14 protein-coding genes are annotated in these 12,292 nt (G+C 59.4%); 10 read left to right on the top strand and 4 right to left on the bottom strand.

All coding sequences use genetic code 11. The features are described 5' to 3' along the window. Positions 1 to 55: 55 nt before the first annotated feature. On the top strand, positions 56 to 460 hold the full coding sequence (locus ACA053_RS15740; protein ID WP_109632067.1) for a MerR family transcriptional regulator: 405 nt from the start codon (positions 56 to 58) through the stop codon (positions 458 to 460). On the opposite strand, the gene ACA053_RS15735 is transcribed toward ACA053_RS15740, so the two are convergent. Further along, on the bottom strand, positions 457 to 714 hold the full coding sequence (locus tag ACA053_RS15735; RefSeq protein WP_109632065.1) for a DUF2790 domain-containing protein: 258 nt from the start codon (positions 712 to 714) through the stop codon (positions 457 to 459). The genes ACA053_RS15740 and ACA053_RS15735 overlap by 4 nt on opposite strands. 63 nt (positions 715 to 777) lie before the next feature. Further along, positions 778 to 2,316, bottom strand: a complete 1,539-nt coding sequence (locus ACA053_RS15730) for an MFS transporter (protein ID WP_497393024.1) — start codon at positions 2,314 to 2,316, stop codon at positions 778 to 780. A 164-nt stretch (positions 2,317 to 2,480) separates the two neighbouring features. Here ACA053_RS15730 and ACA053_RS15725 point away from each other — a divergent pair, with 164 nt between their 5' ends. Continuing rightward, positions 2,481 to 3,347 carry a LysR family transcriptional regulator gene (locus tag ACA053_RS15725; RefSeq protein WP_109632061.1) on the top strand — a complete coding sequence of 289 codons (867 nt, stop codon included), beginning with the start codon at positions 2,481 to 2,483 and terminating at the stop codon, positions 3,345 to 3,347. A 267-nt stretch (positions 3,348 to 3,614) separates the two neighbouring features. Continuing rightward, positions 3,615 to 5,171 (top strand): TerC family protein, encoded by a 1,557-nt coding sequence (locus ACA053_RS15720; protein WP_497311683.1) that lies wholly within the window; start codon positions 3,615 to 3,617, stop codon positions 5,169 to 5,171. Positions 5,172 to 5,199: 28 nt separating this feature from the next. On the opposite strand, the gene ACA053_RS15715 is transcribed toward ACA053_RS15720, so the two are convergent. Together ACA053_RS15715 and ACA053_RS15710 are read right to left on the bottom strand one after the other, a co-directional pair. Further along, the gene (locus ACA053_RS15715) at positions 5,200 to 5,631 is read right to left on the bottom strand and encodes a thioredoxin family protein (protein WP_497311682.1); all 432 of its coding nucleotides are present in this window, start codon (positions 5,629 to 5,631) and stop codon (positions 5,200 to 5,202) included. 96 nt (positions 5,632 to 5,727) lie between these two features. Beyond that, positions 5,728 to 6,153, bottom strand: a complete 426-nt coding sequence (locus tag ACA053_RS15710) for a hypothetical protein (RefSeq protein ID WP_497311681.1) — start codon at positions 6,151 to 6,153, stop codon at positions 5,728 to 5,730. 431 nt (positions 6,154 to 6,584) lie between these two features. On the opposite strand from ACA053_RS15710, the gene ACA053_RS15705 reads away from it, so the two are divergent. From ACA053_RS15705 to ACA053_RS15675, 7 genes are all read left to right on the top strand, one after another. Then, the gene (locus ACA053_RS15705) at positions 6,585 to 7,433 is read left to right on the top strand and encodes a transporter substrate-binding protein (protein ID WP_497311680.1); all 849 of its coding nucleotides are present in this window, start codon (positions 6,585 to 6,587) and stop codon (positions 7,431 to 7,433) included. A 52-nt stretch (positions 7,434 to 7,485) separates the two neighbouring features. Continuing rightward, positions 7,486 to 8,148, top strand: a complete 663-nt coding sequence (locus tag ACA053_RS15700) for an amino acid ABC transporter permease (protein WP_109636084.1) — start codon at positions 7,486 to 7,488, stop codon at positions 8,146 to 8,148. Between the two features lie 8 nt (positions 8,149 to 8,156). Next, positions 8,157 to 8,819: an amino acid ABC transporter permease gene (locus tag ACA053_RS15695; protein WP_109632052.1), complete on the top strand. Its 663-nt coding sequence runs from the start codon at positions 8,157 to 8,159 to the stop codon at positions 8,817 to 8,819. After that, positions 8,816 to 9,607 carry an amino acid ABC transporter ATP-binding protein gene (locus ACA053_RS15690; RefSeq protein WP_497311679.1) on the top strand — a complete coding sequence of 264 codons (792 nt, stop codon included), beginning with the start codon at positions 8,816 to 8,818 and terminating at the stop codon, positions 9,605 to 9,607. Before ACA053_RS15695 ends, ACA053_RS15690 begins: the two co-directional genes overlap by 4 nt. Positions 9,608 to 9,635: 28 nt before the next feature. Further along, positions 9,636 to 10,025, top strand: coding sequence for a RidA family protein (locus ACA053_RS15685; RefSeq protein ID WP_497293752.1), 390 nt, complete (start codon positions 9,636 to 9,638; stop codon positions 10,023 to 10,025). A 146-nt stretch (positions 10,026 to 10,171) separates the two neighbouring features. Then, a complete protein-coding gene (locus ACA053_RS15680; protein ID WP_109632048.1) occupies positions 10,172 to 10,936 on the top strand; it encodes an IclR family transcriptional regulator in 765 nt (254 codons plus the stop codon). 39 nt (positions 10,937 to 10,975) lie between these two features. Then, positions 10,976 to 12,193: an amino acid deaminase gene (locus ACA053_RS15675; protein WP_497393022.1), complete on the top strand. Its 1,218-nt coding sequence runs from the start codon at positions 10,976 to 10,978 to the stop codon at positions 12,191 to 12,193. Positions 12,194 to 12,292 lie beyond the last annotated feature (99 nt).

Raw genomic sequence — 12,292 nt, 5'->3', positions numbered from 1 at the left:
CGTAGAGGCTAAGCTTAAAGTTAACTTTAATGTCAAGCAGGCAAATGAGGCCGAGATGAAGATTGGTGAATTGGCGCAGTTGAGCGGGTTGAACGCGTCGCGCATTCGGTTTTACGAGGCTCAAGGCCTGATCCGGCAAGTGGAACGCCTGGCCAACGGCTACCGGCGTTACCCACCGCAAGTCCTGCAAACCCTGAAGATCATCCAGTGCGCGCAGCAGGCCGGATTCAGCCTTGAAGAGCTGAAGTTATTGTTGCCGGACACGGTGACGGGTGAGTTCAAGCACGATGAACTGGTGGCGAGCCTAGGGCGCAAAGTCGAACAGATCGAAGCGATGCAACTGCACCTGGCTCAGAGCAAGGCGCAGTTGCTGGGGTTGATCGAGAACATCCAGGCACGGCCCGAAGGGATGGCCTGCGGTGAGAATGCCGAGCGGGTGCTGGCGTCGATGAAGCATTAGTTCTGACCGAGGCAGTTTTCGCCAAAGGCCTGGTAACGCAGGACGTGAGTGGTGCCCGCAGTATCAATGTAGGTCATTTCCCGAGGCAGGGGACCGCACCCATCGCTGCTGGTCATGTTGAGCACTTTAGCGATATGAAGCGGGGTCGAATACTTATAGTCCTCGACTTTCGGCGTGCTGGAATTATCGACGGAAGCGGCCGCTGCAACACCGCTCAGACTGATGAGAAACAGGGCGGACAGAATGCGTTTCATGATGGGGCTCTCGTAGTGGCTACTGAACGATTTCAGTGGCAGTACGACGAGCCCCGTCGAGGTTTATTCCAGGCCCAGGGAAAAACTTTTTTGCGCCGGGATCGGATTGCGCATCAGCGTGCCAACCACCAACGCCCCCAGCAAGGCCAACAAACCGGCGACCAAAAGCAGCAGGCTGAAGCCACCGACGAACGCCTGGCGTGCCAGCGGCTCGACCAACGCACGCGCGGTTTCCGGTAGCAGGTTCATCGCTGCCGTCATGTCACCGGCGACCACCCGAGAGGCAATGCCCTGGGTCTGGCCAAGCCATTGCGTGCCCTGCGTCGACAGGCTGGTGCGCAACAGCAATTCGGTGTGGCTGGACAGCAACGCACCAAAGACACCGATGCCCAGCACGATCGCGCTGAAACGCATGGTGGTGCTCATGCCCGAGGCCATGCCGGTGCGCTCGCGGGGGACGCAAGCCATGATGTTTTTTTGCGTGTCGCCATTGAGCAGGCCGGCCCCGGCGCCCGTCACGGCAATGGCCAGAGCGAAGGGCAGGTAGCCGCCGCTGTTGACGGCCCAGGCGCTCAGCAGGTTACCGCTGCCGACCAGGGTCAAACCGGCCGCCATCAGCGTCGCAGGGGCAAATCGATGGGCAAGCCGAGCGCCGATGCGCGGGCAAATCAACATGGTCACGGCAAACGGCAACATCCCCAGCCCCGACGCGATGGCCGAAAAGCCCAGGCCGTTTTGCAGGTAGAACGGCAACAACGTCATCATCACCTGGGCACAACCGGCGTAGGCAAACATGCCGAGCAGGGCGCCGATGAAACGCGGATGCCTGAACAATTGCAGGTCGACCATCGGCCGCTGCTGCATCCGCTCAATCAGCACGAACAATCCCAACAGCAGGGCGCCACCGATGAGCCGAGCGTAGGTGAACGGGTTGTTCCAGCCGATCCGGTTGGCTTCGATCAAGCCCCAGATCAGGCACAGCAAACTCGCACTGAACGCCAGGCTGCCCCAAGGATCGAGGCGCGCCGACTGGGTGTCCCGGGATTCCGGCACGGCGCGCCAGACCATGAACATCAGGAACGCGCCCACCGGCAGGTTAAGGTAGAAGATCCAGCGCCAACCGACATATTCGGTGATCACCCCGCCGACCGTCGGCGCGGCGGTCATCGCCACGCCCATGCACGCGCCCCAAAACGCCCAGGCCTTGGCCCGTTCGACTTCGTCGTGAAAGGTGTGGCCGATGGAGGCCAGCGCCGACGTCAACAATAAGGCCGCGCCGACACCCTTGACCGCCCGCGCGATGTCGAGGAACAACGCCGTGGGCGCCGCTCCGCAACCGATGGAGGCGAGGATGAAAATGCCCAGGCCCCACAGCAGCGTTTTCTGCCGGCCAAAGCGGTCGGCGATGCTGCCTGCCGGCAACAACAACGCTGCGAACGCCAGCATGTAGGCGCTGACTACCCATTCAATGTCGGCAAAGTTCGCGCCCAGGTCTCGTGCGATGGTCGGCAGGGTGACGGCGACGATGTTGGTGTCGAGCACGATCAGCGAGCAGACGCCGGAGGCTGTCAGCAGTGTCAGGCGTGGACTGACCCGGCTCATGGTGTGATTGCCTTTTGGGCAAGATCGATGACGGCGGCAGCGAAAAGAGGTTTGACGTACATGAGGTTGGCTCTCTACTGTGATTGGCACTGAGCTTATCGCGATCGATTACAGGCTTTATTAGCCTGTTATCGGGATTTCATTACCTTTGAGCTAATGCACCCATGGACATACGGCATTTCCGCTACTTTCTGGCCGTTGCCCGGCAAGGCAACTTTACTCGCGCCGCCGAACAACTCGGTATCGCGCCTCCGACGCTGACTCGACAGATCCAGGACATGGAGAACGAACTCGGCACGCGACTGTTCGTGCGCCAGACCCGTGAAGTCAGCCTGACCGAGGCCGGTGCTGCACTAATGATCGAAGCCGAGGCGACGGTGCGGCAATTCGAGTACGCCCAGCAAAATGCCCAGCGCGCCGGACGCGGCGATATCGGTCATATCGAACTGGGTTACGTGGCGTCGGCGGTGTACTCGGGGGTGCTGCAAAGGCAGGTGCAGGCCTTCAGTCGCGAGTGCCCGGACGTCAGCCTGAACGTGCGGGAAAGCCCCATGGCGTCATTGCCGACCATGGTGGTCGAGGGACGATTCGACATTGGTTACGTCCGCTCGCCCATGACTCTGCCTGACGGCCTGGAGGCCATTCGCCTGAATTCGGAAGGCTTCGTGCTGGCGCTGTCCACCGAGTCCTGGCTGTGTCATCTGCCGGACATCAGTCCCGAGCATCTACAAAGCGAGACGTTCATCCTGCCGGAGCAAATCAGCGGGACGTTGCAAGTCGCCGCCGAGGGCGGGTTTGCACCGAAACTGGGTGCGCAGCCGGGCGGGCTGGTGGCGGTGATTGCGCTGGTGTCGTTGGGGCAGGGCGTGGCGGTGGTGCCGGAGTCGGTGGTCGGGCATGTCGGATTGCCGGGTGTGTTGTACCGGGCGATCAAGGGCTGCGAGGCGACATCGTGGTTGTCGTTGATTCATCGGCGGTTCGAGAAGTCGGCAGCGGTGGTCAGGTACATCGAGCAAGTCAAAAAGCGCTGATTACAATTTTTGTAATGATTTCCAACTGTAGGAAATGTCGCTTTCGCCTGTACGATCCAAGGCCATATTCCTTTCAGGACTTGCATGAACACCCTTTTGGAGCCTCCCGGTTATCCTTTCTCCTCGCGCTTCCACGCGGTCTTGATGCACGCGAAACATCCGGTTTTCCGACTTCCGAATCCCCTTGTCACTTCACCGCCACGGCCTCTGCGTCGCGCCTTGCCGTGCCCGGCTTTCTGAATTTACTGAAGAGATCGAGACGTTTTTATGGAATGGATAGCTGACCCCACCGCATGGCTGGGGCTATTGACCTTGATTGTGCTGGAGCTGGTGCTGGGCATCGACAACCTGGTGTTTATCGCCATCCTGGCCGACAAGCTGCCGCCCGAGCAACGTGACCGTGCGCGACTCATCGGTTTGTCCCTGGCGTTGCTGATGCGCCTGGGCCTGCTGGCGAGTATTTCGTGGCTGGTGACCCTGACTCAGCCGTTGTTTGAGGTGTTTGACAAGAGCTTCTCCGGCCGTGACCTGATCATGCTGTTCGGTGGTGTGTTCTTGTTGTTCAAGGCCACCATGGAATTGCACGAGCGACTCGAAGGCCATGTCGGCCAGCGCGCTTCCAATGCGGTTTATGCGATGTTCTGGCCGATCGTGGCGCAGATCGTGGTGCTCGATGCGGTGTTCTCCCTCGATGCGGTCATTACCGCTGTGGGCATGGTCGATGAACTGGCCGTGATGATGATCGCGGTGATTATTTCCATCGGCCTGATGATCGTCGCCAGCAAGCCGCTGACCCGTTTCGTCAATGAACACCCGACAGTGATCATGCTCTGTCTGGGCTTTCTGATGATGATCGGCTTCGCGCTGACTGCTGAAGGCTTGGGGTTCCACATTCCGAAGGGCTACCTGTACGCGGCCATCGGTTTCTCGATCCTGATCGAGATCTTCAACCAGATTGCCCGGGCTCGCCGTAAAAAATCGGTGCAGGGCCTGCGACCGATACGTGAGCGCACGGCCCACGCCGTGATGCGTTTGCTGGGTGGTCGCACGCTCGCGGTGGAAGAGGTTGGCGAGGAGATTGCCGACATGCTGGACAACGGTGAAGCACCGAGCACAAGTCTGTTCGACCGTCGCGAGCGGGTGATGATCAGTGGTGTGCTGCAACTCGCCGAGCGACCGATCCGCACCTTGATGACCGTGCGCGCTGATGTGGATCACATCGACCTGTCTGATGATGCCGAAGCCATTCGCACGCGCCTGATGAATTCGTCCTATTCACGCCTGCCGCTGATTCGCGATGGTGCGGTGGATGAGCCGCTGGGCTTCGTGCACAAGAAGGAGTTGCTCAAGGAATACCTGGCTGGTAACCAGCCAGGTCTTGAGTATCTGGCTCGCAAGACCATCAATTTGCTGGACAGTTACTCGATCCTCAATGCCTTGGAACAGATGCGCAAAGCCTCGACTCACATTGCGTTCGTGGTCAATGAGTTCGGTGACTTTGTCGGTGTCTTGACCATGACTGACATTCTCGAATCGATTGCCGGCGAGTTGCCGGACGCCAGCGAAATCGAGGGCCCGGATGTGGTCGAGGAGCAGGGTGGTTTCATGGTCAGCGGCGCGTTGAACCTGGCGCGGGTGCAACAGCGGACCGGTTTTGCGGCAGAGCCTACCGATGACTATCAAACCCTGGCCGGGCTGGTGGTCAGCCTGCTGGATCGCCTGCCGATGATCGGTGACAGCCACGAGTGGGAAGGCTGGCGGCTCACGGTGGCGTCGGTCGAGGAGCGGCGGGTGACGCGGGTGTTGCTGGTGCGCGCTGTTTAGATCGTTCCCACGTGTGGGAACGATCCTCTCAAACCCCCATCAACGTTCGCGCCCGAGGAACAGTGCACAGTCTGCGAAGGGTCTGGCGTAACCACGCCAGATCGTGAGCCGGTTTACGGGCCACCGTTGCCGGTCTCACGTTTCCGATGTGCCTGGCGAAGTCTTCCTGCAGGGTTTGTTCAGTGCCGATGCCCTTGAGCTTTTTCAGCAGCTTCCCGTCCTTGTAAAACAGCACGGTCGGTGTCCCGGTGACGCACGGGTGTCGAGGCGATTCACCCGTGTCCAGCATGTAGATGTGCGCGTGATGCCGATAAGACTCGGCGATCTGGCGGAAGATCGGCCCGGCCCAATCGCAGGCCGGACAGTGCTGACTGCCGAAGTACAAAATCACTGGACGCCAGGTTTTCAGGGATTTGCGGTAGACCAGGGGCATTGCGTTGTGGGCAGTTATCGAGCGCATTGAAATCTCTTTATTCAACAAACGCACAAGGACTATTTTAGCGGGGGAGTGAACCTCGGCTGATCACCAATCGATGGCCAGCCCGGTTAGAGCTGCTCAGTTTGATAAAGGAATGAGCAAAGCAAAATCAAAACAGGACCCAAACTCGCCTTGGGTACCATCGTTTGCGCTCAACGTTACAATCATCTCGGTGGTGCCAGCAGGCGCGTTGACAATCTGTTCTTGCTTCGTCCATGGAGTGCCGCCGCCAATGTTGAGATGAACGGTTTGATTTGAAGGCAGCAACTCCAATGTTGCTCGACACGCGGAACCGCCGTCCGTTTTCATTCGCACGGAAAACTCGAAATCACCTTCCGCGTTGATTTTGACGCGTTGAGTAATCAGGGCGCCGACCTGCAAGGCACAGTGACCCTCTTCAAACCTGACTTTGGCTTGCGAGTTAGGATTCCAGTGCGTACCGCCGTTTAGGAAATTACCGTTGAGCAGTAAATTGGAATTATCTTTTTCGGATTGTTGGGACATTTAAAAACTCCTGTCAGTGGCAATACATCAATTCGGTGTTCCATCACTTGGCATACGCCCGGGCGACGGTGAAGAGATTGAGCGCTGATATCAGCGTCACCACAACTGTCAGATCTGACAGGTAAAGCGCACTTCCAGACGAACGGCACCGTGAAAATCGGTATTTCTTCCTCGTTCGCGCTCGCTTCTGAGTGGGTGACAACGCACCCAAATGTGGCCTTGTTACCCAACTTGTTGCTTGGGGTAGCGCTTTCCCACGAACGGCGCAATGCAGCCGTTCAACTTGAATATTAACTATCCGGTTGAATTCATTAGCTTTACCTCACCCTAGGATTCCGCGCCGATCCTGTGGCACACTTTCTGCTGTCTATTCCGTTGTTACATACCAACGTCCGGTATAGCGGAATAAACATCACCCTGGAGTGCTTGCCATGCATCGCCGACCTTCTTTGTTCAAAGCGTGTATTTTTTTTGTCGCCGCTTCGGCTGCTGCCATGGGCGTGGCCCAGGCGGCGGACAGCAAGCTCGATAGCGTGCTGTCCCGTGGGAAACTGATTGTGGGTACGGGCAGTACCAATGCGCCGTGGCACTTCCAGGGAGCGGATGGCAAGTTGCAGGGGTTCGATATCGATATCGGGAAAATGATTGCCAAGGGGTTGTTCAACGATCCGACCAAAGTTGAATTCGTGGTGCAGTCCTCCGATGCGCGGATTCCCAACCTGCTGACCGACAAGGTCGACATCAGTTGCCAGTTCATCACCGTGACTGCCAGCCGCGCCCAGCAGGTGGCGTTCACCTTGCCGTACTACCGCGAAGGCGTCGGCCTGCTGTTGCCGGCCAACAGCAAGTACAAGGAAATCGAAGATCTCAAAGCGGCGAACGACAGCGTCACCGTGGCCGTGCTGCAGAACGTGTACGCCGAAGAGCTGGTGCACCAGGCACTGCCTAAAGCCAAGGTCGATCAGTACGACAGCGTGGACCTGATGTATCAGGCCGTGAACTCCGGCCGTGCCGACGCCGCTGCCACCGATCAGTCGTCGGTGAAATACCTGATGGTGCAGAACCCTGGCCGCTATCGCAGCCCGACTTACGCCTGGAGCCCACAGACCTACGCTTGCGCGGTCAAACGCGGCGATCAGGACTGGCTGAACTTCGTCAACACCACCTTGCATGAAGCCATGACCGGCGTTGAGTTCCCGACTTACGCGGCGTCCTTCAAGCAGTGGTTCGGTGTCGATCTGCCGTCGCCAGCCATCGGTTTCCCTGTCGAATTCAAATGATCCCGTGAGAGCGGGGCGGTGATGCATCGCCCCGTTCAAGGTACTGCTGACCATGAACTATCAGTTGAACTTTGCCGCCGTGTGGCGCGATTTCGACACCTTGCTGGCGGGGCTCGGTCTGGGCCTCGAACTGGCGCTGGTGTCGATCGCCATCGGTTGCGTGATCGGCCTGATGATGGCGTTTGCTTTGCTCTCGAAGCACCGTGCATTGCGGGTGCTGGCGTCGGTGTATGTGACGGTGATCCGTAATACGCCGATTCTGGTGTTGATTCTGTTGATCTACTTTGCCTTGCCGAGCCTGGGGATCCGCCTGGACAAGATCCCGTCGTTCATCATCACCCTGTCGCTGTATGCCGGGGCGTACCTGACTGAAGTGTTCCGCGGCGGCTTGTTGAGCATCCCGAAAGGACAACGTGAAGCAGGGCTGGCCATCGGGCTCGGTGAGTGGCAGGTCAAGGCCTACGTCACCGTTCCGGTGATGCTGCGCAACGTGCTGCCAGCCTTGTCGAACAACTTCATCTCGCTGTTCAAGGACACCTCGCTGGCCGCTGCGATTGCGGTGCCGGAGCTGACCTATTACGCGCGCAAGATCAATGTCGAGAGCTACCGGGTGATTGAAACCTGGATGGTGACCACAGCGCTCTATGTTGCGGCCTGTTACCTCATTGCCATGATGCTGCGTTACCTCGAGCAGCGTCTGGCGATCCGCCGATAGGAGGCCCCATGTACGAATCACCCAGTTGGTTGCATGAGTTATGGGTTGCCCGCGAAGTGTTGTGGCAAGGCTTTCTGACCAGTGTGCAGGTCTCTGCCCTGGCGATTTTGCTGGGCACGCTGGTCGGCATTGTCGCCGGCCTGGTGCTGACTTACGGCAAGTTCTGGATGCGCGCGCCGTTCCGGTTTTACGTGGACATCATTCGCGGTACGCCGGTGTTTGTGCTGGTGCTGGCCTGCTTTTACATGGCGCCCGCACTGGGCTGGCAGATCAGTGCGTTTCAGGCCGGCGCCTTGGGGTTGACGCTGTTTTGCGGCTCCCACGTCGCGGAGATTGTGCGCGGTGCGTTGCAAGCGTTGCCCAGCGGTCAGATGGAAGCGAGCAAGGCGATTGGCCTGACGTTTTATCAAGCGCTCGGCTACGTGTTGTTGCCCCAGGCGTTGCGGCAGATCCTGCCGACCTGGGTCAACTCGTCCACGGAGATCGTCAAGGCTTCGACCTTGCTGTCGGTCATCGGTGTGGCGGAATTGCTGCTCAGCACGCAGCAGATCATCGCCCGTACCTTCATGACGCTGGAGTTTTACCTGTTCGCCGGATTTCTGTTTTTCGTCATCAACTACGCCATCGAATTACTCGGCCGGCACATTGAAAAGCGGGTGGCCTTGCCATGACTCAACCTCAAGTTTCGACACAAAACCAGGCCTTGCTGGACATTCGCGGCCTGCATAAACAGTACGGCAAGCTTGAAGTGCTCAAGGGCGTCGACCTGACCATGCAGCGCGGCAACGTGGTCACGCTGATCGGCTCCAGCGGCTCGGGCAAGACCACGTTGCTGCGTTGCGTGAACATGCTCGAAGAATTCCAGGGCGGGCAGATCATGCTCGATGGCGAGTCCATCGGGTATGACGAGGTCAACGGCAAACGCGTGCGTCACGCAGAAAAAGTCATCGCCCGGCATCGCGCCATGACCGGCATGGCGTTCCAGCAGTTCAACCTGTTCCCGCACCTGACTGCGTTGCAGAACGTCACCCTCGGCTTGCTCAAGGTCAAGAAGCTGCACAAGGACGAAGCCGTGGCGCTGGCGGAAAAATGGCTGGAGCGGGTCGGCTTGCTGGAACGCCGTGATCACTATCCCGGTCAGTTGTCCGGCGGCCAGCAACAGCGCGTGGCGATTGCCCGGGCGATTGCGATGAACCCGAGCCTGATGCTGTTCGACGAAGTGACCTCGGCCCTCGACCCGGAGCTGGTCGGCGAAGTGCTGAACGTCATCAAGGGCCTCGCCGATGAGGGCATGACCATGTTGCTGGTCACCCACGAGATGCGTTTTGCCTTCGAGGTATCGGACAAAATCGTTTTCATGAACCAGGGGCGGATCGAAGAGCAGGGGCCTCCCAAGGAACTGTTCGAACGCCCGCAATCACCGCGCCTGGCAGAATTTCTCAAGAACACGCGGTTTTAAACATCATTTTCAATCAGGAGAAACACTCATGAGCATTACTCGTTACGGCACCGGCAGCACCGCCGCTGGCGGTCAGCCTCGCCCTTTCGCCCGAGCCGTTGAAGCCGATGGCTGGCTGCACGTTTCCGGGCAGGTGCCGGCGGTGGACGGCGAGATCATTACTGGCGGCATCGTCGAGCAGACCCACCAGACCATGAAGAACCTGATCGCGATTCTCGAAGAGGCCGGTTATGGCCTGGAAGACGTGGTGCGTGCTGGCGTGTGGCTGGAGGATCCGCGGGACTTCACCAGTTTCAACAAGGTGTTTTCCGAGTACTTCAAAAGTGAACACGCACCGGCCCGGGCCTGTGTGCAGGCGAACATGATGGTCGACTGCAAGGTCGAGATCGACTGCATCGCATACAAGAAAAAGGCCTGAGATTTGCGGTGACTTCTTCGCGGGCAAGCCTCGCTCCTACATGAGACCGCATTCACCTGTAGGAGCGAGGCTTGCCCGCGAAGGCGCCCTAACAGTCACCACCACACTCTGGTTAAACTCCCGGCACTTTAATGGGAACCACTGACATGACCGAAGACACCATCAAGCGCCGGGCTCGCGGTCTGGACCGGGCGTTCGATATCCTCGATTTCCTCAAGGAAGTCGGAAAACCGCTGCGTCCGAATGAAATCGCCAGCGGCATCGACAGCCCGAAATCCACGATCTACGAGCTGGTTGCTTCCCTGCTGGAACGACGCATTCTCGAGCCCGTGGGCAAGGACGGTCACGTCTACCTTGGCCGTCAGCTGTACTTCCTCGGGCAGGCACATTTGCGCCATTTCGACCTGACCCGTGAGGCCGATCACGCCTTGCAGGAAATCGTCAGCCAGACCCACGAAACCGCGCAGATGTGCCTGCTCAACGGGCGCAAATACACCGTGGCGCTGATGAAGGAGGGCGAGCGGCATTTCCGCATTTCCTCGGACATAGGTGAGAACGCGCCCATCCCCTGGACCGCATCCGGGCGCCTGCTGCTGGCGCACTTGAGCGATCAGGAGATCGTCGACCTGATCGACCACGACGACTTCATCCTGCCCGACGGCGACCGGCTGCCGCTGGAGCAGTTTCTCAAGGAAATCCGTCAGGCTGATATCGATGGCTTTTTCTCCTTCGATAGCGTCGCCGACACCTTCACCCATTGCTTCGCCGCCCCGGTCAAAGACCCCAGCGGCGTGGCCATTGCGACCCTGTGCATCGTCGCCCCGCGGGACGACGCCAAGAACAACTACGACGACTATCGCCGGGTGCTGATCGACAGCGCCAATAGCCTGGCCCGGCGTATCAACGAATAACAGCGGCTGGCTGCAGCCGCGACTGTGAGGAGTTCGACCATGTCTTCTGCCCAACATACTGCTGCCGTGGAAAAGGGCTTTGCCCAGACCGGCGCCAACCTGGTACGCGACGTCAGCCTGCCTGCGCTGGTGCTGCACCGCGAAGCGCTGGAGCACAACATTCGCTGGATGCAAGCGTTTGTCAGCAACAGCGGCGCCGAACTCGCGCCCCACGGCAAAACCAGCATGACCCCAGCGCTGTTCCGCCGCCAACTGGACGCCGGCGCCTGGGGTATCACCCTGGCCAGCGCCACGCAAACCCGCGCGGCCTATGCCCATGGCGTGCGTCGGGTGCTGATGGCCAACCAACTGGTCGGCACGCCGAACATGGCGCTGATCGCCGATTTGCTGGCGGACCCGACCTTCGACTTCCATTGCATGGTCGATCACCCGGACAACGTCGCTGACCTCGGCGCGTATTTCGCCTCGCGCGGTGTGCGCCTGAACGTGATGATCGAGTACGGCGTGGTCGGCGGGCGTTGCGGTTGCCGCACTGAAGATGAAGTCATCGCTCTGGCCAAAGCCATCAATGCGCAACCGGCGTTGGCGCTGACCGGTATCGAAGGCTACGAAGGTGTGATCCATGGTGATCATGCGGTCACGGGCATTCGTGAATTCGCTGCGTCCCTGGTGCGTCTGGCCGTGCAGTTGCAGGACAGCGGCGCCTTTGCGATTCCCAAGCCGATCATCACCGCCTCGGGTTCGGCCTGGTACGACTTGATCGCTGAGTCCTTCGAAGCGCAGAACGCGGGTGGACGTTTCCTCAGCGTATTGCGCCCCGGCAGCTACGTGGCTCACGACCATGGCATCTACAAAGAAGCACAATGCTGCGTGCTCGACCGCCGCAGCGATCTGCACGAGGGCCTGCGCCCGGCGCTGGAAGTCTGGGCGCATGTGCAGTCGTTGCCGGAGCCGGGTTTCGCGGTGATTGCCCTGGGTAAGCGCGATGTGGCCTACGACGCGGGCTTGCCAGTGCCGCTGCTACGTTACAAGGCCGGCGTCGTGCCGGCGAATGGCGACGATGTCAGCACCTGCAAAGTGACGGCGGTGATGGACCAGCATGCATTCATGACGGTCGCGCCGGGGGTTGAGTTGCGGGTGGGCGACATCATTTCGTTCGGCACGTCGCACCCGTGCCTGACGTTCGACAAATGGCGCACGGGGTGTCTGGTGGATGAGCAGTTGAACGTCATCGAAACCATGGAAACCTGTTTCTAAGGCTTCGGACCGAGGCGCGGCCATCGCGAGCAGGCTCACTCCCACATTAGATCTTCAGTGTTCACAAGATCCCTGTGGGAGCGGGCTTGCTCGCGAAGT

The sequence above is a fragment of the Pseudomonas sp. LBUM1672 genome (assembly GCF_059695655.1).
The sequence above is the reverse complement of the archived record's forward strand: the minus strand, read 5'-3'. Positions and strand labels throughout refer to the sequence as shown.